The organism is Dehalobacterium formicoaceticum (assembly GCF_002224645.1).
GTDB lineage: Bacteria > Bacillota > Dehalobacteriia > Dehalobacteriales > Dehalobacteriaceae > Dehalobacterium > Dehalobacterium formicoaceticum.
In genome coordinates this window covers 1,264,573-1,284,904 of sequence record NZ_CP022121.1, presented here as the reverse complement: position 1 = coordinate 1,284,904, position 20,332 = coordinate 1,264,573, and the positions used below count along the sequence as shown (strand labels likewise).

Below are 20,332 nucleotides of genomic sequence, written 5' to 3'. Positions count from 1 at the left end.
GATACACCTATATAATAAATTTAATTTGATATTTTAACAAGTTATATTATGATCTAGAAAAAAGTGTTTTTTGACACTTTAATCTTATTATACATTAAAAATGAAATCGAAAGCAAAAAACCTACCCTTTATTAAAAGAGTAGGTAAATTATGAACAATATACTGAGTTCTTGGCATCAGGCGGAGTTTTATTTTATCTGATGCTTAGAAAACGGTTATTTAACTTTCTTTAATCTCTTTCCTGCTTCTTAGATCCTTAAACAGCATTAAAGCCAATAACAGTATTCCCACATAACCATTGATCACATAAATAATGTTGACCAACCTGTCAAAAGGAATCATTAATCCCACAAATGTTCCTATTGCTGCCAAAACGAGCGTAATCAATTTAAATGTACTGGTCTTTTCTTCTGAGATACGAGCCACAACTGTCCAAAGGAGAGGCACAGCAGTAGTGTATATTCCGGCTACAACTGTCAAGGAAAATACGATGGCTAAGGTGGGATGTATTTTCCCTGCCAAAATCAGGGAGGGCACCAAAGACCCTGCCACATCCTCAATATTTGCCATAAAACCCAATGCCACAACGATAACTGCGGTGGAAAAACCGATTGCTCCAAAAATTGTGCCCCAAACAGCTTCTTTTTTATTTTTTGCTTCGGCCCCGATTGAAGACATAAATGTAGCTAACCAAAGCATACAAAAACCCACATAAGAGCCTGCGGCAAAGAGCCAATTGGTTGATGCTTGCAGGAGATTTAATTTAGGTATAATTTCGTTTGCTGTCGCTAACCCCCGGGGATTCATCATAATCCCGGCCAAACCTAACAAAATAGCCATAATAGCAATGACGGGACCAATCTTACCAATTACATCTACAATTTTATTCAGTCCAAAAACTACTGTTCCCCCAGCTAAAATCGCCATCCCGATCCCGCCGATATATGTGGGCAGGCCATATTGCTGATGTAAGGTAGCTCCTGCTCCCCCGATCATGACAATGAAAGACATATAAATAAAAAGCACGGAGAAATAATCATAAAAAGCACCGATATACTTACCACAATAGTATTTGTAAACATCATTCCTTTTAACAAATTTATTGTTATAACCGGCGGATACAAAGCTCACACCTACATACAAAAATAAAACTAACACAATAAAGACGCCAAGAATCCCCATATAGCCGTAAGAAACAAAATACTGCATAATTTCCTGACCTGTAGCAAACCCAGATCCAATTAAAAAGGCGATGAAAGCTCCGGCATAAATTATCACTTGGCCAAAATTCATTTTTTTGTCCTCCATAAATCCTGTCACCTCTTTCTTTTTAAGTATTGTTCATAATTCCATGATCAAATATACACAAATTTCGGGTTCAAATTACCTTTCTGAAAAAATATCTCACCTCCCAATTCAATAAAATAGTTAAAAGTTTATATGATCCTTGACACCATCTATAATTAGCAATTTTTATACCAATATTTAAAATCCGGACAAAAATATTGAAGTATAATTTAAGCCCCTGAAACAAATGTGAATCAGACATATATTTGATAAAATAAAAAAATACTAAATCTTTTTGGATAAAGAAATAGTATTGGCGGGAAATTTTTTTCCTAGCTTAGGAAATTATCTTCCTATTTTATAATAATTCCTTTTTAATTAAATTTACAAAATCATCAGTGTGTTTTTTGGAATAAAATTCAGCCTGCACAACATCCCTCGCTTTGATGGCTTTGACAACATCAGCTAATGTATCGTGAAACATATTAAGATCGGTTAATTCTTGTTGTGAATAAAACCATAGCCTTTCCGTATGCATATGCAGATCAAATAATATTTCTATCAAACAAGGATTGTCGCTGCTTTGAATCACGATCCGATGAAAATTCTCGTCATCTATGATAATCTTTTTATATTCATTTTCAATATCATAATTATTGATCCGTTCCACAATATTTTCTAATTCTTCAATATCTTCATCAGTTATCCGTTCCACAGCAAGGCGAATTGCAAAACCTTCCAGTTCCCGTACCACTTCAAACACTGATTTCATATAACGAAAATCAATGGTCGCAACCTGAGCGCCATAACGAGGAATAATATTTAACAACTTCCGATTTTTTAGTTGCTCAAAAATTTTCCTGACAGGAGTACGGCTTAAGTCAAATTCGCCTGCAATGTCCGCTTCATTTAATACTTGTCCCGGACTATATTCCAGGGTAATAATTCGATTTTTAAGAATTTCATAAACATCTTCTGTTTGTATTTTTCCCACCACTTCGATATCTCCTTGAAAATAAATTTTAATATCTTGAACAAACTTTCCTATCTTTAAAAAAGACTACTCAAAAATACTAGTAGTATATCACAAATCATCAGATGATTCTAGATATTGGATTTACGGAGAAGTGTTCTGACCTTAGCCAAATCATACCATAAGATACGCAATCCTTCTACTGCAACAATTATGTTCTTTTTTTCAGCAGCCGTGTATATATTTCCCCATTATAATATCCCTCTTTTCCAAAACATAGTTATTATACCATTCCAAAAACAAACCATCAATCATCAAAAATAGGACAAATAATCATACGTCCTGGAATAAACCATTCCATAAATTGAATAATGAGTATAGAAAAAGCTGTCCACTAGCGATTATTTAAATTTAACCGCTAGTGCGACAGCCCATACCTTTATATTCTTACTAGAAATTTTGCATTATATTCTTGCTGTTTTGTTCTTTGAAGAAATAGTCTGGCTCTCTTCTCCCGACACAAACTCCTGCTTCAATAGTTTAAACATACAATAAATTATCCCTAAAATGATCAACATGAACGGGAATGCCGTCAAGACGGATGCCGCCTTCAGTGCTTGCAGACCACCCGCTACCAGCAATGCGATCGTAATTAATCCTTCAATAACTCCCCAGAATACTTTTACTCTGGCATCCGGATTCATATCACCACCTGAAGAATACATCGCCACTGTAAATGTAGCGGAATCAGCAGATGTAATAAAGAAGGTACCAATTAAGAAAACAGCTACTATACCGCTAATCATTGGTATGGGGAGATTCCCTAAGGTTACAAACAAGGCACTGTCCACGTTGGCTGCTACAGCTTCGGCGATACCACCTGCTCCATATAGTTCCATATGGATAGCTGTTCCTCCGAAAATTACCATCCAGCATGCACATACTAAAGTCGGTACAATCAATGCTCCCAAGATAAATTCTCGAATAGTCCGCCCCTTTGAAACTTTGGCAACAAATCCTCCGACGAAAGGACCCCAAGATATCCACCATGCCCAATAGAATATTGTCCACACGCCAACCCAGTTATAACCGAGTTTATCTTGATAAATACCATTAGGGTCAGCATAAAAACTAAGCCAAACTATATTTTGCAGATAGTCACCCAAAGTAGTGGCTATACTTTCCAATAGATACTTTGTAGGTCCAAAAATCAGGAAAAAGGCCATCAAAACGATCATCAAGGCGACGTTAGTGTTACTTACCCGTGCCATTCCTTTTTCTATGCCCACTGCTGACGAACTGCAAAATATAATGGTAAGGACAACAATAATTATTCCTGTCACAAAATTGTTCACTTCAATACCATATAAAAAGTTCAAGCCTCCGTTAATCTGCATTGATCCTAAGCCCAACGACACTGCTATACCGGCAATAGAGGCCAGTACTGCGAAGACATCAATGACTTTAGCCCATTTGCTATTTAAATTATCTTCGCCCAAAACAGGTACAAATATTGAACTTATTCTACTGGGTAGGCCTTTTCTAAATCCGACATAAGCTAATGCCATACCAACTAACGCATACACAGACCAAGGATGTATTCCCCAATGAAAAACAGTTTGCCGCAGCGCCCATTGGCCGGCCTCCTTTGTATAAGCTTCACCAACAGGAGGATCAGAAAAAAACGACATTGGTTCGGCAACACCCCAGAAAATTATCCCAATACCCATTGCAGCACTAAAGAGCATCGCAAACCAAGTAAAAGTGGAAAATTCAGGCCTATCATCGTCTTTACCGAGTCTGATATTCCCATATTTACTGAAAGCAATAACTAAACACACCACCACAAACGCACTGATTGACAATATATACAACCAGCCAAAGTTACTATTTACAAAATTTAAAGCATTATTCAGTGTTTGACCTGCGCTCTCCGGTACCAAAGACATCCATGCAATAAAAAGTATACATATCACAGCAGCTGGGTAAAACACGGCTTTATCTACCTTTTTAAGAAAATTCATCGAACAAACCTCCTCCAATTATTTATTAAATGGTCAGAAAATTTATTGATTTAGAATTTCGACAGCAACATTATTCAGAATATGAAAAGAAATCTACGTATCAGTTTTAAATTAGCATTTTTCTCCGGCAATTTGATCAAAGACAAAAAAACCTTTCATCTCCTCTTGCCGTTCCCATTCAGGTCGCCCCACGGCTGTTACTTCTATTCTGGATTCCACATAAACATCGTTCTCAATCATGCTGGCATTAGCATAGACATCTTCATGGTTAATAACTAATTCATAGTTTTTTGCGCCGGCCTTTTCCGCTGCGCAAGCCGCTCTTTCTTTAGCCTCCTTTAAAGCAAACTCCACTGCCTCTTCCAGCTCCGCAAAAGCTCTCCGTTCCCACGGGGCATGCATTAAATATCCTTTACCTCCTTCCCCCGGATTAATTAAAACTTTAATGGTTTCCATAATTTTACCTGTCGCAGCCCCGATGGCATTTGCCACCTCGGCATGGGGAGGAATAATTAATTGCGTGTTTAATTTCTCCGCCATGGGGGGTAACCAGGCATCCACCGGTGCTCCAATTCCGATCACAGGCATTCTGAGTTTGAAAGAGCTATCATATGCCTGATCTTTCTTTGGGGAAAGGGCTTTATTGATGAAATACATGGAAACTTCGTCATTTTTGAACCAGGTTTTCTGTCCTTCTGTACCTGCCAGGCTTTGCAGACAGGTGATGCACAAATCATTAATTATTCTTTCAGTTGCAGCATCAAGAAATTCTTTTCTGGTCATTCTGGCCCTGCCTGCTAAAATATCTACGCCAGCTTCTGATGCTTCACTGTTCCATTGATGATAAATACCTTTAGCATGCAGAATATCTGTAGGCGTAACAGAAACCCGGGCAATGATACCCAAATTGACCAGATGCTGAAGGTTAAATAAATTGGCATCAACCTCCAATTGCTTTGCCAGGAAATATAAGCTTCTAGGTCCTTCCTTTAGAAGACTGATAACCTTCTCTTCCCAATCAGTAAGCTTTTCTTCCGTAACATGTTTTAAAAACATATAACAATCCGTAGGCTGTGCATACATTAAATCGTAGCTTTCATCAAAATGAATCTTTAGGTCTTCAATAAGATAAGGATATTGAGCGGCAACAACACACAACGGCCAAACCCTCTGGGGCCCGACAATGATTTTTCGATCCCTGTCAACCTGAATATAACTATCTCCGCCCAATCCAAAGGTATAAACTTCAGCTGCCTGAACTCGGGTCATCCAACCACCAACCATAGCTCCTTCTTGGTTAATTCTGGGCACACAATTTTTCAGAATAGCAATATCTGTGGTTGTTCCACCCATATCCAGCACTAAAGCCTCCGAAGTCTGGGTTAAAAAAGCACCGCCAATGATGCTTGATGCCGGACCGGACAGGATGGTCTCAATCGGTTTTTCCCGGGCTAAAGATTCACCCATCAAACAGCCATCTCCCTTGACGATCATAATCGAGGCATCAATTTTCTTCTCTGCCAATACCCGATGCACTGAATCAATTAACTCAGTAATGATAGGTATTAATCTGGCATTAAGTACGGCGGTTACCGTACGCTCATGAAATCCCAGTGAGGTTGTAAGCTGATGAGCAGAAACCACCGGAATATCCAAGATCTCCTTGACCATTTTACTAACAGCAATTTCATGTTCCGGATTCCTGACACTCAGATAACCGGATATGGCAACAGCATCTACTTTGCCTTTAAAATCATTTATTGCCTTACGCGTTAATTCATAGTCCAGGTTCTCCAGGGATCTGCCTTTAATATCATGACCACCGGGCAGCACTGAGTAATGAATTACAGGTAATTTCTCAATCGGCTCATGCCCCAGCATCAGCAACCCAACTTCACAACCACGACCTTCTACGATGGCATTGGTAGCTAAAGTTGTCGAAAGAGAAACAATACTGATTTTATCAAAATCTTCAAAATCTAAGTTGTTAATGCAATTACGAATACCTATGGCTAGATCTTCTCTGGTGGTTAAGGCCTTTGCTTTATTAAGAATTTGCTTATGCTCAAGCTCAACTACCACTCCGTCGGTGTAAGTGCCTCCAGTATCTATACCAAGTACTAATGACATTTTTCTTCCCCCTCAGGTACCTGATAAACAAAGTGTTGGTATATCTCTCAATTATTTTATAATCAGTTAGAATTTTACAATGGGCTGCCTGCAAAACCAGGCAGCCCATTATTTTATTCTTCTCCGGGCATATGACCCACAGCGTTTTCTACAATATCTCTGATCTTGGCTGCCATATCCTTGGGCAGCGGAGCCGGTTCATGATAATTAATAATATCTCTTACTTTTTCGTTCGCAACCTGGGTTAGTGTTTTACTCCCAGCTTTGTCAAAAATATCACGGGCAGCTCTGTTAACCAACCGGGGCACATAATTTTCTTCCATGTGTGCCTGGGTATGTTCTTCGTTGCCAAATTTGCCGCCGGGTCCAACCTTTTCAATTACATCCAAAGCTAATGTTTCCTGATCTACTTTGATCCCTTTGGTCAAACGTCTTGCCATGCCCAGAACCTCATCAGCAATGACTACCAAATCCAGATTGGAGGTAGTTCCGTATTCGGAATACCCTGTATCATGGTTTAGGTTGGCACCGGACATATTGGTCATCGCAATGGAGATGGCAGCTTCCATACCGGCTTGTTCATCAATAATACATGCGTCGGTGCACCCGGCAGTACCAAACATCGGAATGTTAAGATAATGAGCAACGTCTGCCAAGCCGGCGAGGAGCAGGCTAAGCTCCGGTGCGCCATAGGAGAAAATGGTCGATCCCATATCCAGAATCGTGTAAACACCGCCCATAATAAAGGGAGCACCTTCACGGGTACACTGGCTGAGCACGAGACCGCTTAAGCTTTCACATAAGCCTTGAACCATCACACCGGCCATGGTAATCGGGGCAGTTCCACCGGCCATAATACACGGTGTATAAATGGTGGGTAAGCCTTTTTTGGCACCAATCAACAGTTTTTGAGCTGCTTCACGGCAGTGCACCCCTGGGGAAATAGGCTCTGCATAGAGGCAGATAAAAGGATTCCTGCGTAGTTCTTCTTCGCCGCCGGCAACAATTTCCGCCATCTTAATAATGTCTTCCTGACCCCACTCGTCAACACATACCGTAATAATCGGTTTCTCGGTGTTAAGAATCTGCTGTTCAAATTCATGACGGTCAGATATTAAAAGGGGCACGTCCTGTACAATCCCTAAGGACATGGCATAATCCATATGAGGCAGAGCGTCAAGAAGCTTGGTCGCCCAACCGACAGATTGCCTAGTGGCACGATGTCTTTCATTGGTGAAGGGATTTCTGGTAAAGGGAGTGCAAGGTCCGGAGCCAAAATATGCGTTACTTCCTTCAATAAAGAGTTCACGGGCACCGGTACGGCTGTTGCAAAGCACAACATGCTTTTGACAGGTTTGTAATGCACGTTCTGTAATATGAGCCGGAATTCTTACTCTTTTGCCATCCACCCAGCAACCGGCTTTCTTCAGGATATCTAAACATTCTTGATCATGAAAATCTGTCCCCGTACGCCACATAGCCTCTGTAGCGGCATATACTAACTCTTGGCACTGATCAGGTGAGAAAACACTCATTTGGGTGCTGGCATAAGCTTGATAATTACTTCTCGTAGTCAACTTAAATCTCTCCTTTCTCTCTCAGTTATTCCTATTTTAGTGAAGCTTCTGCTTTTGCAACAATAGCCTGAATCTCTGCAACTTTATCTTCGGCAAGCTTGGCGGGCAGATGATTTTGCAAAAGATCCTGGGTCTTTTCCTTTACTCTTTGACCCATAGGTTTAGCACCTGCGGCTTCCCAATCAGCTATACGTTTCCGGTTCATCAGTGTCGGCCACCATACCTCGGACTTAAAGTATTTCATGGTATGTTCTTCTCCCAGGTAATGTCCGGCAGGCTGAACTTCATCAATCACTCCGCGGGCCAGTCTTTCTTCGTTTGTCTCTACACCCCTCATAATTCTTCGGGTCATACCCATCGCTTCGTCACCCATAACCAGGAGTTCCAGGGATCCGGTCAAGCCATATTCCATCTGACCGCAGCCATGAATCAGGTTGGTACCGCTTAATCCGGCATGGAGAATGGAAAAAGCGGATTCAAGTCCCATTTGAGCATCACTAATTTTCGCATCGCTAGCACCGGCAAAACCAAAATTAGGTAAGCGCAAATAACGAAGAACATTGGCAAATCCTGTACCCATTAATTCTACTTCAGGCGCGCCCAAAGGCTGCATCCCATTAGCTTTATCCTCAATGGTAAATAAACCGCCGGCAATAATATGTGCTCCCTGTCTTACCAACTGGCTGAGAATTGTACCTGCCAAAACATCGGCAAGTGCTACAACAATAGCTCCGGCAGGCGTAGCAGGTGCAGTATCTCCGGCAACTAATTTCGTATTATAAACAAAAGGGATCCCATTCTGCGCGGCAAAAATTACTTTGGCCATCGTGCTGTCAGAATGAGTCAGCGTACCTTCAGTTTGAATATGAAGCACAGCAAAAGGATTCTTCTGCAATTCTCGCAATCCACCGGCAACTGCGGAAGCGATATCTACGACAGCTTGCGCTTGTTCCAGAGTTTTTACAGATTGCAGGACAGGTTTCGTTGTATTTGATACCAAAGCCTCAAATGCATGAACCTCGGCCGCAGCAGGATTAACATCAGTTGGCTGGCCATTGCTCATAGCAAAATCAATATTTTTTAAAGCATCACAGACGATAGCGCTGTTAACAACATCGGCTTTGACCGGTTTTCTCAATTCTCCGGTTTGAGGGTCAAGTACGTTTGCATTTTCATATCCCGGCCCATAATAAACATTAGTGGTTTCAAGGCTTAAAGCTCTTTGGCCATTTCTATCGCAAAGAGTAATTCTGGAAGGAGCAGTTCTTACGGCCCATTCGGTTAATGAAGAAGGAATTCTTACTCTGTTGTCGTCCACCCAGCAACCGGCTTTTTCAAACAAATCCAAAGCTTCTTTATTTTCTACTTCAATTCCGGTTCTTTCCAAAATCTCAAGAGCAGTCAAAAAAATATTTTCACACTGATCATCACTCAGCATCTTCCATGAGATAGTTTGGTTTACCTCATTATTTGCCTGGGAATAGTAACTTTTTGTTGTATTCAACTATCTTCTCTCCTTTCTTACTTACAAAATTTAACCTTATAACTTTTTGTGTTTATTCATTGTCGGTACTGCGCATTTTTAAATTAGCTCAATTGTTTCTTCCGAATATAACCAACTTAAATTTATTCCTATTATCATGAAAATTGCTCCCGATGGCCTCTAGCAATACTTTACCGTTAGAAGATATATCATTCCCTTGATAAATGAATAAGCCTCCCCTCCAAAACTATATTAAATAACTGCCCTGGCCCTCCTTTCCTAAAGAGCGGCATTTTGTTCAGACAAATTAATTTTTAAGAACTTTGTTGCTATACAAATTGTATTCATTTTGTTTATAACTTATTATTCTACATAAATCTCAAATATCCTTCTGGTATTTTATATTTTTTTTAATAAAATACTCCTAATATACAATGGGTATTTCTACGTAGCGGCTTATATCGGTATTATTAAAAACCGGGCTTGCGCCAAGCCACTGAAAATAACATATTTATCAAATCCGTCTTCTAGGGATTTACTTATATAGGAAAATCATCTATAATTTAAAGAGGTTTCCGAGACTTCCGTGAAGAAATCCACTAATTAAGAATTAATTAAAAAGTTAAACAAGCGGCTATCTTTCTGGAGATAGTCGCTCTATATTAGGGAGGAAAAGAAAGGATTGAAAAAAATGGAGAGAACAATTGATATTACGATCAAAGACCGGGAACGGTTGCTTGAACTGATCAACGAGGAAAGGGAATTTGGCAAGAGCAGAAATAAAGATCATTTACATGATTTGGAGCTGGAACTAAACCGGGCAAATATTGTGCCATCGGATAAAATACCCGAAGATTCCATCACAATGAATTCTAAGGTCCTATTGAAGGATTTAGATTCCGGAGAAGAAACAGTCTATACCCTGGTTTATCCTGAAAATGTGGATTTGATGGAGCATAAAATTTCTGTGCTTGCTCCCATCGGAACAGCAATACTTGGATTCCGGGAAGGAGATATCGTTGACTGGAAAATTCCCGCAGGTATTATTAAACTTAAGGTGGAGAAAATCATGTACCAGCCGGAGGCAGCTGGAAATTATGATTTATAGTGACCACCTTATCTTCGGAAACATTATTTTAAAAAGGAAAATGGACGTATAAATCTGCGATTTATACGTCCATTGGTAATGCCACTTCCTTAATAGCAGCACTAAATATTTAATTTTTTATTCCTTTTCCACCACAAATCGGGCAGCCCCGGAGTGCCAAAGGCAACTCCAGCCCGCAGTTATCCAGCAATTCAGCATTAACCAGAATTTCTGAAGCAGGCCCATCTGCAGCGATTGCACCATTTTTGATGACTATGGTTCTGGTACACAAATCATATATCATATCTAAATCGTGGCTGGTTATAATTTTTGTGTGTTCAAAGCTGTTGAGCAGTTTGATCAGCCTGCGTCTGGATTTGGGATCAAGGGCGGTGGTTGGCTCATCCATCACCAGAATATCCGGCTGCATTGAGAGCACGGAAGCAATCGCCGCAGCACGTTTTTCGCCGCCGGACAACTTGAAAGGCGCCCGGTCCCTTAGATGAAGAATCCCTACCATCTCCAGAGCCTGCTCAACCCGCTTTTCTACAACTGCTTCATCCAACTTGTAATTACGCGGCCCAAAAGCTACATCATCGTAGACGGTGGACATAAATAACTGATCATCCGAATTCTGAAAAACCATACCCATCCTTTGACGAATAATAGGCAGCGTCTTTTTAGTAACCGGCACTTCTCCCACACGGACTTCACCCTGGCATGGGAAAAGAATTCCCATAAGCAGCATAAGCAGGGTAGACTTACCTGCACCGTTAGCTCCTATGATTCCTACAGATTCTCCATGGTGGATTTCAAAGGAGATCCCGTTTATTGCCTTATGCCCGTCGGGATAAATATAATGCACATCCCTGATCTCTGTAATATGATGACTCATCTTCCCACTCCTGTTAACAATGAACCTATCAGCATAGGAATATTGTAGATTCTCACCACGGCGAAAAATAAACTCCAACTAATCAAATATGCCAGATCCCAAACCCTGATCCTAACCTGTTTTCCCGTATTGTACTCGCCGCTAAACCCTCTTAAACACATGGCTTGATATACCCGCTGTGCTCTTTCATAAGTCCTTAGGATAAGCTGGCCTATTAACGGCCCCCAAACCTTGCGGTTAATCCCCTTTTGCCGGGGAGCCCGCAATGAATAAGCTCTCCAAATCAAGGAAACCTCTTCCATCAATACTGATATATACCGGTAAGTCATTAGCAATTGAAGCACAAACAACCGCGGAATTTTTAGCATCCTTAAAGCAGAAGCCAATTTATCCATTCCCGTTGTTGCGATAAGCAGCAATGCTGCGCTCACAGTAAGCAAACACTTCAAGAAAACTGATAAAAAGGTGATCCAGCCCCTGGACAGTGTCAGCCCTCCAATCACAAAGACTTGATGGTCAAACACCGGGTTTAATATACCTATTCCCAGAACAAAGGGTGCCGCAAGTAACATTCTTTTTAATATAGGCCTGAAAGGAAGCTCGGCCAGTGTTATTACCAACACCGGAAAAACAATCAAAGGCAGCAGACCGACTATTTCATATTTGTCGAAGGATACAACCACTACCAAATAAAATACAGTAGTCAGTAGCTTTATGAGTGGATGTATCCTATGCAAAACTGTCTCCTTACCTGCTAAATCATCCAGAAGCCTCATATCAAATATCGAATTCATGATATTAGCCATAGCAGTAATCAAATCCTTTAAATAATTTTAATTTGTGAGAGCTTGCTTCCTCTTTTTGATTAAATTAATCACAAATCCAATAAACACAACAAAAGCAAGGGTTAAACCGCCGCCAACAATTCCTGCGATACTGGTACCGCCACTTACAGCAGGCTGTCCCGCTCCGCCTTCGCTTTCTTCGGTACCGGCGGAGGTTTCAACTTTGGAGATCTTAAAACTATAATCCGGTAAAAATGCAAACCTGCTTTGTATCTGAGAGAAAGTCTGATGAATACCATTCGGCGCTTCAAGCTCCTCTACGCCGGCTGTCTTAAGCATAGACCATTCCAATCCGTCAGGGTTGTCGGAAGCGAACCAGGAGAGGACGCCCCCGGTAAATACCGCCAATAGAGCTAAAACAGTTAAGACTTTTTTAATGGAGAAACTACCCAGTGCTTCTCCCAAAGCCGCTTTTTCAAGGATTTCCGGACGTTCTTTCCAAATAAATGAAACAACGGCCGCAATGATTACGCCCTCCACAATACCTATTGCCAAATGAATAGGCTGCATCATTAATACGAAGGTACTAAATGGTAACTCAGTTTTCCCGGAAATCAGCGTTTCAAGCACGACTCCAAAAGAACCAAGCTGCAAACCAATAACAGCGGCGATCATGGATGCTCCAAAAATGCGGCGAGAGGTATACCCTTTGGCGATGAGCGGTTTATATATCAAAGGATAGGCAATAAAACAAGTAAAAAAGCCAAGATTAAAAATATTGCACCCCAAAGCTAAAAGTCCTCCATCCGCAAAAAATAATGCTTGAATTGACAGAATGGAGGCCATGGCAAGGAATCCGGCATAAGGTCCAAGAAGAATGGCCAGTAACAAACCGCCTCCAATGTGACCGCTGGATCCAGTTCCCGGAATGGTAAAATTAATCATCTGAGCGGCAAAAACAAAAGCCGCCATTACTCCCATCAAAGGAATTTTCTTATCATCCATATCACCTTGAATTTTTTTAATTGAATAAGCTGCAACTCCCGCAGTAGCTATCCACATGGTTCCACCTACGGCCGGCGATATTAAAGCATCAGCCATATGCATAAAAATCAGCTCCTCCAAAAATAATTAATTACCAGATAGCTTTTGGTGTTTTTTGACATGCCCCTTTAAAAACAAAAACCATGAAGCTGCCCCTTTCTTCGGGCAAGACCTTCATGGTCAAATTACAATTATGAAACTGTCTGGGATAATAAATCGCATAATTACAAAATGTATCTTCTTGATACTTTTAGGCACCTTCTTGATGCCTGTTGTTTAATTTATTCTATACAAACTGACAAATTCCTTCCGGAGTCAAAACTTTTTAAGAAATTTCTTAAAATTGTACCTGTAAAAGACAAGAAACCGTGATTTGTAATATAACTTACATCTATTTGGTTGCCTTTATCGAAGCAGACATAATATATTCACCAACTCTTAAATTATGTGCCCATTTTTTAGCATATTCCTCAGGTACTTCTTTAGTTTCAATATTGATATTTGCAAATCCAGCTCTCTCTAAATATATTTTTAGCTCTTCAACTGAAGAGGCGCCAGAAACTCAACCACAATAAAGATTTTCATCTTGCTTCATTTCTTCTGTCAGGTCTTTAATGAGGACTACATCAGAAATAGCAACTCTGCCACCTTTTCGCAATACCCTGTATACCTCATTATATACCCTTTGTTTTTTAGGGGACAGGTTTATTACACAATTTGAGATAATCACATCTGCCGTGTTATCAGCTACTGGAAGATTTTCAATTTCACCTAATCTGAAATCTACATTCGTATAATTATGTTTTTTTGATAAAACCCTTGATTTATTCAACATTTCGGGAGTCATATCTACTCCAATTACATATCCCTCGGGACCTACCTTTTTTGATGCCAAAAAACAATCAAATCCTCCACCGCTCCCAATGTCAATTACTGTTTCACCTTCTTTTATCTCTGCAAACAATTGGGGATTTCCACAACCTAGCCCCATGTTAGCTCCTTCTGGTACATTTAAGATTTCTTCATTAGAATACCCAATTTCTTCTGATATTTTTTGGCTAGAATCGTTGATGTTAATAATACCGCTACAGCAGGCTCCATCGTTTACCTCACCGTCAGCTATTTTGCCATAACTTTTACGAACAATATTTCGAATATCAGTTTTATTTATACCACCCATAAATACCCCTCCTTAAATTATTTTAAGTTGGTGAATATTACTACTGAAGCTGTAAAGGCTTTGCAAAATACACCCGTCTGTAACCATCTTCCAATCGTCGTCCCACTTCGATAAATCCGAGTCCAAGATAGTACCTAATATTTTCAGTCATTAACTCGTTTGTATAAAGATTGACTTCGTGCAAACCCGCTTTTTGGGCAAAATTAAATGCATGCTCAATTAATTTACGTCCAATCCCTCTTCCCTGAACATACCTACACATTCAGAAACGGCCGGTTCATGCTTCTTTTCAGCTAGCTGAATATACATAACCATTACGCTCTCCTTCAGTTAACACTCCACATTATCCAATTTATCTTGATTATAGCACTTTGTGTCCACTAGATGAATATAAAAATATCCCGCAATCATGTAATTTTCTTCTTAGCAATAGAACTTAATCTCATCAACCTTGAAATGATTTTTCCACTCTTCGCATATCATAAAATGCTGTGCAGCTATAATCTCCATCATCTCATTTAATTCGTTTTGTGGTATTCTACCTGAATTATTAGCAATAATACAGCCACCTGCCGCCGTCAACCATACTTTAGTTGCATTGGGACTTGGCCTTCCTTTACCTATATGTACATGTATTGGTTCAAAATTTTCATTTGACCAAAAAAAGACTAAATAAGAGCCAATGCGAAATAGGCTAGGCAATTTTTATCCCCCCAGATGCAGCATATTTATAAAGCAAATGCGCATTATTATGGAGAAATCTTTCAAATTTATTGATCTCTTCGTCAGTGAACCCTTCACGCCTAATCCATGTATAGGTCGGTAGGATACATCTTGCTATATCGAAGCCATCTTCCCTTGGGCGCTCAAAATGAACCTCTACACATTGCATCCCATTTTCCTCGATAATATGCGAATGAACTATCTCTGTTTCGTCATATAAAATTATATATGGGTACATCATAGATACCACCCCTTTTATAAGTATTCTAGGATAGCTTAACACGAACACATGAAACTTATTATCTTTAGGCCAACAGTTCTGCTAGATTAACTTAATCTTTACAGCTAAACCTTTTTATTTCCAGCACTTTTTGTAATTCATAAATTGTATGACTATTGTGACTAAGTGCGGAAAATTTAAATATTACAACATATCAACATTATTTTCTTTTAAGCTTAAGTATTATTATTCTTATATAATAATATCCCCAAACTAGAATAAATAAATAACCTACAAATGCATAAATTGCCCAAAGGGAACCTTGCATTAAATTGACAATAAGGTGTTGAAATTCATTTGGTGCTGACCTCCCTATATCATTAATAAAGCTTATAGCAGGAACAGTAATCAGTATTATCAAATTTATTATGGATAGTACCCGATTTCTTTTTTTCATAATAGCAAATATTGAGACACCAAATGTTATTATCAGAAAACATAATATATAATCCAAAACCAACCAGGTAAAGATGTTGTAGCTGGCATTTTGTCACCCTGTTCATATTATTCTACACGTTTGCTATAAGGTATTTTCGAATTTACCGCTCTTCGTCTCAAATTACCCCCAGCTGAAGCTTTCATGATCACGTAAACGCTTGGCTATATCGCCGGCACTACATAAAACATTTGTAATGATTACCCGCTCTTCTCTGATATGGAAGAATACAGAAAAGTTATCAACAGGCGTTTGTCTGAGCCCCAGTGCACGTTCTTCTCCTGTCTCCATTAACTCCACACGTTCCGGGAACATATCAAGAGTTTCGATTGCGTTAGCTATTCTGTTATACTGCCCCATGGCCGCTTCCGGTGCCTGTAGCTGCCCTGCGATATAATTATAAATCTCCTCCATATCGGAAAGTGCCTTGTCCGTGATCTGAATCTTATACTGCTTCATCGGTGTGTCTCCCGAAATCTCTGAAAGGCAGCAGATGCATCCTGCACATTACCTTTTTTAATATCGTTATATCCTTCCTTTAACTTCGCATGAATTTCGTCCGTTGTCATCAAATCGGCGTTTACGGAAACTGGTACTTTCGGCAGTGTTACAGCAAAAGGTATTCCACCGGTCATCGAAATCTGCTTCAGATATATATCTATCGCTGTGGACATAGGGATGCCGAGATGTGAAAGAACTTCCTCCGCCCTTCTTTTTACGTCAGGATTAACTCTCAAATTTAAAGTCGTAGTTTTTTCCATGCTAATCATCTCCTTCTGATAATATTGTAACGCTTTTTGTCGTTACCTTTCAATAGTGGTTTTGACTATTGTGTAAAGAAAACAGGGTACTGACCCTTAGAAATGTGTCAGTACCCTTGTTCTATATTTTTTAGAAGTTGTCAAAGACTTAGCACATAAGGTTTAATGTGCTTTACTCGTATCATTTCGATTGGTTCTTTTCGATCACCGCCGCCTGGGCGGCTGCAAGTCTAGCAATGGGCACCCGGAAAGGAGAACAACTGACAAAGTTCAAGCCCAATTGATGGCAGGTTTGGATGGATTCCGGATCCCCGCCGTGCTCCCCGCAAATTCCGATTAATAAATCTGGTTTGCTGCTTCGTCCGCCTTTCACTGCGATCTCCATTAACTGCCCTACCCCTTTAGGGTCAATGGTCACAAAGGGATTCTCTTTCAATATCTTGTAGTCCAGATAATGTTGAAGGAACTTGCCTTCTGCGTCATCCCGGGAAAAACCAAAGGTGGTCTGAGTTAAATCATTGGTGCCAAAGGAGAAGAAATCTGCTTCCGTGGCAATTTCATCTGCGGTCAGAGCCGCTCTGGGCACTTCAATCATGGTGCCTACTGTGTACTCAAATTTCACACCCGTTTCTTCCATCACCTGCTCCGCAATTTCTACCGTTTGCTTACGCAGGAAAGCCAGTTCATTCACGTGGATGACCAAGGGGATTTCCACTTCCGGAATGGCTTTAATCCCTTCCTTCGTTAATTGAGCTACCGCCTGGAAAATCGCTCTCGCCTGCATGGCATAGATTTCGGGATAGGTAATGCCCAGACGACAGCCCCGGTGGCCTAGCATAGGATTAAATTCATGGAGCTCGTCAACCTTTTTCATTAATTTCTCTTTTTTCTTAATCAAATCCGAATCCCCACCGGTGCATTTTAATTTGGTGATTTCAACCAAAAGCTCTTCCCGGTTAGGCAGGAATTCATGCAAAGGAGGATCCAGTAAACGAATGCATACGGGATATCCTTCCATAGCTTTCAAAATGCCATAGAAATCTTCTTGTTGGAAAGGCAAAAGATGGGATAGAGCTTCCTCTCGTTCTTCTACGGTATCCGCCATAATCATCTTTTGAACAAAAGGAAGCCGTTCCTGCTCCATAAACATATGCTCCGTACGGGTTAAACCGATACCGGCGGCGCCAAAATCCCGAGCTTTTTGAGCATCCTTCGGATTATCTGCATTGGCCCTGACACCTAAGGTCCTGATTTCATCAGCCCAACCTAAATATTCGGCGAAGTCTCCCCCCAGCTCCGGCGCGATAGTAGGCACCTCACCTAAAATCACCTTACCTGTGGCACCATCAATGGAGATGAAGTCTCCTTCTTTTACAGTGAGATCACCCACGGTAAATAATTTCTGCGTGTAATCAATTTTAATCGCTTCACAGCCACAAACGGCAGGCTTACCCATGCCACGGGCCACTACGGCAGCATGACTGGTCATCCCTCCACGGCTGGTAAGAACGCCCTGGGCCATTACTAAACCATGAATATCATCAGGGGTGGTTTCCGTACGCACTAAGATTACCTTTTTACCGGCTTTTCCTTGAGCTTCCGCATCATTGGCATCAAAAACAACACTGCCGTATGCCGCCCCCGGGGATGCAGGAAGTCCTGTTGCAATAACTTGGAATTCAGCATTAACATCAATTTGAGGGTGGAGCAGCTGGTTAATCTGCAAGGGATCTACGCGAAGCATCGCTTCTTCCTTGGTGATTAATCCTTCGTGCACCATATCAACAGCAACCCTCATGGCAGCTGCGGCCGTTCTTTTCCCATTTCTTGTCTGGAGCATAAAAAGTTTGCCCCGTTCTACTGTAAATTCAATATCCTGCATATCCCGGTAATGTTTCTCTAAGAGCTGGCTGATACTCTCAAATTGCTGAAAAATATCCGGCATATCCTGCTCCAGGAGGGAAATAGGCAAAGGGGTTCGGATACCGGCAACCACATCTTCTCCCTGGGCATTGATTAAATATTCCCCGTATAATTTCCTCTCTCCGGTAGCGGGATTTCTGGTAAATGCTACCCCGGTACCGCAGTCATCACCCATATTCCCAAAGACCATTGCCTGCACATTGACAGCAGTACCTAAATCATCGGGAATTCTGTTATGTTTGCGATATACGATGGCCCGGTCACTGTTCCAGGAACCAAAAACGGCTTTAATGGCTAAAAGCAGCTGCTGATAGGGGTTCTGGGGGAAATCTTCACCGGTATGTTTACGATACAAAGCCTTATAACGATCAAGAAGTGTATGTAAAGCTTTTACTGTCAATTGATTATCAAATTGGACATCTTCTTTTTCTTTCTCCTCAGCCAGGATTTCTTCATATTCGTGATGAGGCACACCCATGGCCACATCACCAAACATATGAATGAACCTGCGATAACAATCTAAGGCAAAACGTTCGTTATTGGTGGATTTAATCAATCCTTGAACGGAGGTATCCGTCAAACCTAAATTCAAGATGGTATCCATCATGCCGGGCATGGAAAACTTCGCTCCGGAACGCACGGAAACCAGCAGTGGATTTTCGTTGTCACCGAATTTTTTACCTATTTTCCCCTCCAGTATCTTAAGACCCTGCTCCAGCTCTGCTTCCATACCGGGAGGGAATTTTTCTCCAAAGACATAATATTCATTACAAGCTTCGGTGGTAATCGTCAGTCCGGGAGGAACCGGCAGTCCGATATTAGTCATTTCTGCCAGGTTGGCCCCTTTGCCTCCCAGCAAATCTTTCATGTCCGCTTTTCCTTCGTTAAACAGATATACATACTTTTTATTATTTGACATTTTTCTCCCCCTTATAATATATCTCTGATATCTTCCCGGCAGTCTCTTCGATTGCTCGATTAGATACATCAATGACAGCACAACCAATACGTTTAAAAATGTTTTCTGCATATTCCAATTCCTGAATAATCCGATTAATGCTGGCATAATCTGCTCCAGGGTTCAACCCCAGGGCTTTTAATCTCTCATTCCTAATTACATTCAATGCTTCAGCTTTTATGGTCAACCCAATTATTTTTTTGGGGTTAATTTCAAACAATTCTTGAGGAGGAGCAACTTCGGGCACCAAAGGCATATTAGCTGCTTTAATTTTATTGTGAGCTAAGTACATGCAAACCGGGGTTTTTGAGGTTCGGGACACCCCTGTTAAAACAACATCTGCCTGAATCAATCCTCGGGCATCTTTCCCATCGTCATATTTGACGGCGAACTCTACTGCCTCCACCTTGCGGAAATAATCCCGGTCCAGCTTTCTTAAAAGACCGGTTTCCATCTTCGGCTGCAGTCCGGAAACCTTAGTCACGGCATCCAGAGTAGGTCCCAATAGATCCACACAAGGAATCTCATATGCTTTAGACAAACGGCTGATTTCCTCTCTCAGTTCATTGACCACCACAGTATAAGTGATCACACTGTTATAAACAGCTGCTTCCCGGAAAATAGTCTCTATTTCCGACACCACAGATACATAGGGTACCCTCCGGATTTCCACCCCCCCGCTGTCAAATTGGCTGGCAGCGGCCCGGGCCAGAAGATCCGCTGTCTCACCCAGGGAATCCGAAACAACAAATATTACCGGTTTGTCTTTTTTTTGATTCATAAAGT

Annotated in this window: 18 protein-coding genes; 1 reads left to right on the top strand and 17 read right to left on the bottom strand. The window is 40.9% G+C overall.

Going from position 1 to position 20,332, the window contains the following annotated elements:
• Positions 1-219: 219 nt before the first annotated feature.
• From CEQ75_RS06320 to CEQ75_RS06295, 6 genes are all read right to left on the bottom strand, one after another.
• Complete coding sequence (locus CEQ75_RS06320; protein ID WP_198306649.1) at positions 220-1,293, bottom strand: YkvI family membrane protein; 1,074 nt, start codon at positions 1,291-1,293, stop codon at positions 220-222.
• 352 nt (positions 1,294-1,645) lie between these two features.
• Positions 1,646-2,281: a GntR family transcriptional regulator gene (locus tag CEQ75_RS06315; protein ID WP_198306648.1), complete on the bottom strand. Its 636-nt coding sequence runs from the start codon at positions 2,279-2,281 to the stop codon at positions 1,646-1,648.
• Between the two features lie 443 nt (positions 2,282-2,724).
• Positions 2,725-4,284 carry a BCCT family transporter gene (locus tag CEQ75_RS06310; protein ID WP_089609573.1) on the bottom strand — a complete coding sequence of 520 codons (1,560 nt, stop codon included), beginning with the start codon at positions 4,282-4,284 and terminating at the stop codon, positions 2,725-2,727.
• Between the two features lie 111 nt (positions 4,285-4,395).
• Entirely contained in the window at positions 4,396-6,414 is a 2,019-nt protein-coding gene (locus CEQ75_RS06305) for a hydantoinase/oxoprolinase N-terminal domain-containing protein (protein WP_089609572.1), read from the bottom strand.
• 113 nt (positions 6,415-6,527) lie between these two features.
• A complete protein-coding gene (locus tag CEQ75_RS06300) occupies positions 6,528-7,991 on the bottom strand; it encodes a trimethylamine methyltransferase family protein (RefSeq protein ID WP_242965388.1) in 1,464 nt (487 codons plus the stop codon).
• A 31-nt stretch (positions 7,992-8,022) separates the two neighbouring features.
• On the bottom strand, positions 8,023-9,495 hold the full coding sequence (locus CEQ75_RS06295; protein WP_242965387.1) for a trimethylamine methyltransferase family protein: 1,473 nt from the start codon (positions 9,493-9,495) through the stop codon (positions 8,023-8,025).
• A 670-nt stretch (positions 9,496-10,165) separates the two neighbouring features.
• Between CEQ75_RS06295 and rnk the strand changes: the two genes are divergently transcribed.
• Complete coding sequence (gene rnk / locus CEQ75_RS06290; RefSeq protein ID WP_089612527.1) at positions 10,166-10,582, top strand: nucleoside diphosphate kinase regulator; 417 nt, start codon at positions 10,166-10,168, stop codon at positions 10,580-10,582.
• A 109-nt stretch (positions 10,583-10,691) separates the two neighbouring features.
• Here the strand turns inward: rnk and CEQ75_RS06285 are convergent, their stop codons facing one another.
• The 11 genes from CEQ75_RS06285 to CEQ75_RS06225 all read right to left on the bottom strand — a co-directional run bounded on the left by CEQ75_RS06285 (position 10,692) and on the right by CEQ75_RS06225 (position 20,327).
• Positions 10,692-11,456, bottom strand: coding sequence for an energy-coupling factor ABC transporter ATP-binding protein (locus CEQ75_RS06285; RefSeq protein WP_089609571.1), 765 nt, complete (start codon positions 11,454-11,456; stop codon positions 10,692-10,694).
• Positions 11,453-12,262, bottom strand: a complete 810-nt coding sequence (gene cbiQ / locus CEQ75_RS06280) for a cobalt ECF transporter T component CbiQ (protein WP_089612526.1) — start codon at positions 12,260-12,262, stop codon at positions 11,453-11,455. The genes CEQ75_RS06285 and cbiQ overlap by 4 nt, the downstream gene beginning before the upstream one ends.
• Positions 12,263-12,289: 27 nt before the next feature.
• Positions 12,290-13,348 carry an energy-coupling factor ABC transporter permease gene (locus CEQ75_RS06275; protein WP_089609570.1) on the bottom strand — a complete coding sequence of 353 codons (1,059 nt, stop codon included), beginning with the start codon at positions 13,346-13,348 and terminating at the stop codon, positions 12,290-12,292.
• Between the two features lie 328 nt (positions 13,349-13,676).
• Positions 13,677-14,465, bottom strand: a complete 789-nt coding sequence (arsM, locus tag CEQ75_RS06265) for an arsenite methyltransferase (RefSeq protein WP_157677350.1) — start codon at positions 14,463-14,465, stop codon at positions 13,677-13,679.
• Between the two features lie 40 nt (positions 14,466-14,505).
• Positions 14,506-14,727 (bottom strand): GNAT family N-acetyltransferase, encoded by a 222-nt coding sequence (locus CEQ75_RS19485; protein ID WP_089609568.1) that lies wholly within the window; start codon positions 14,725-14,727, stop codon positions 14,506-14,508.
• A gap of 161 nt (positions 14,728-14,888) precedes the next feature.
• Entirely contained in the window at positions 14,889-15,167 is a 279-nt protein-coding gene (locus CEQ75_RS06255) for a DUF4160 domain-containing protein (RefSeq protein ID WP_089609567.1), read from the bottom strand.
• Positions 15,160-15,429 (bottom strand): hypothetical protein, encoded by a 270-nt coding sequence (locus tag CEQ75_RS06250; RefSeq protein WP_089609566.1) that lies wholly within the window; start codon positions 15,427-15,429, stop codon positions 15,160-15,162. The genes CEQ75_RS06255 and CEQ75_RS06250 overlap by 8 nt, the downstream gene beginning before the upstream one ends.
• A 598-nt stretch (positions 15,430-16,027) precedes the next feature.
• Entirely contained in the window at positions 16,028-16,363 is a 336-nt protein-coding gene (locus CEQ75_RS06240; RefSeq protein ID WP_089609564.1) for a type II toxin-antitoxin system RelE/ParE family toxin, read from the bottom strand.
• On the bottom strand, positions 16,360-16,665 hold the full coding sequence (locus CEQ75_RS06235) for a type II toxin-antitoxin system RelB/DinJ family antitoxin (protein ID WP_089609563.1): 306 nt from the start codon (positions 16,663-16,665) through the stop codon (positions 16,360-16,362). Before CEQ75_RS06235 ends, CEQ75_RS06240 begins: the two co-directional genes overlap by 4 nt.
• Positions 16,666-16,846: 181 nt before the next feature.
• Entirely contained in the window at positions 16,847-19,507 is a 2,661-nt protein-coding gene (gene ppdK, locus CEQ75_RS06230) for a pyruvate, phosphate dikinase (RefSeq protein WP_089609562.1), read from the bottom strand.
• The gene (locus tag CEQ75_RS06225; protein WP_089609561.1) at positions 19,497-20,327 is read right to left on the bottom strand and encodes a pyruvate, water dikinase regulatory protein; all 831 of its coding nucleotides are present in this window, start codon (positions 20,325-20,327) and stop codon (positions 19,497-19,499) included. The genes ppdK and CEQ75_RS06225 overlap by 11 nt, the downstream gene beginning before the upstream one ends.
• Between the last annotated feature and the right edge of the window lie 5 nt (positions 20,328-20,332).

Coding starts and splice junctions, on each gene's coding strand:
- ppdK (WP_089609562.1), bottom strand. CDS start 19,507: ATGTCAAATAATAAAAAGTATGTATATCTGTTTAACGAAGGAAAAGCG.
- CEQ75_RS06275 (WP_089609570.1), bottom strand. CDS start 13,348: ATGCATATGGCTGATGCTTTAATATCGCCGGCCGTAGGTGGAACCATG.
- CEQ75_RS19485 (WP_089609568.1), bottom strand. CDS start 14,727: ATGTGTAGGTATGTTCAGGGAAGAGGGATTGGACGTAAATTAATTGAG.
- CEQ75_RS06225 (WP_089609561.1), bottom strand. CDS start 20,327: ATGAATCAAAAAAAAGACAAACCGGTAATATTTGTTGTTTCGGATTCC.
- CEQ75_RS06320 (WP_198306649.1), bottom strand. CDS start 1,293: ATGAATTTTGGCCAAGTGATAATTTATGCCGGAGCTTTCATCGCCTTT.
- CEQ75_RS06235 (WP_089609563.1), bottom strand. CDS start 16,665: ATGGAAAAAACTACGACTTTAAATTTGAGAGTTAATCCTGACGTAAAA.
- rnk (WP_089612527.1), top strand. CDS start 10,166: ATGGAGAGAACAATTGATATTACGATCAAAGACCGGGAACGGTTGCTT.
- CEQ75_RS06285 (WP_089609571.1), bottom strand. CDS start 11,456: ATGAGTCATCATATTACAGAGATCAGGGATGTGCATTATATTTATCCC.
- cbiQ (WP_089612526.1), bottom strand. CDS start 12,262: ATGGCTAATATCATGAATTCGATATTTGATATGAGGCTTCTGGATGAT.
- CEQ75_RS06250 (WP_089609566.1), bottom strand. CDS start 15,429: ATGATGTACCCATATATAATTTTATATGACGAAACAGAGATAGTTCAT.
- CEQ75_RS06240 (WP_089609564.1), bottom strand. CDS start 16,363: ATGAAGCAGTATAAGATTCAGATCACGGACAAGGCACTTTCCGATATG.
- CEQ75_RS06310 (WP_089609573.1), bottom strand. CDS start 4,284: ATGAATTTTCTTAAAAAGGTAGATAAAGCCGTGTTTTACCCAGCTGCT.
- CEQ75_RS06305 (WP_089609572.1), bottom strand. CDS start 6,414: ATGTCATTAGTACTTGGTATAGATACTGGAGGCACTTACACCGACGGA.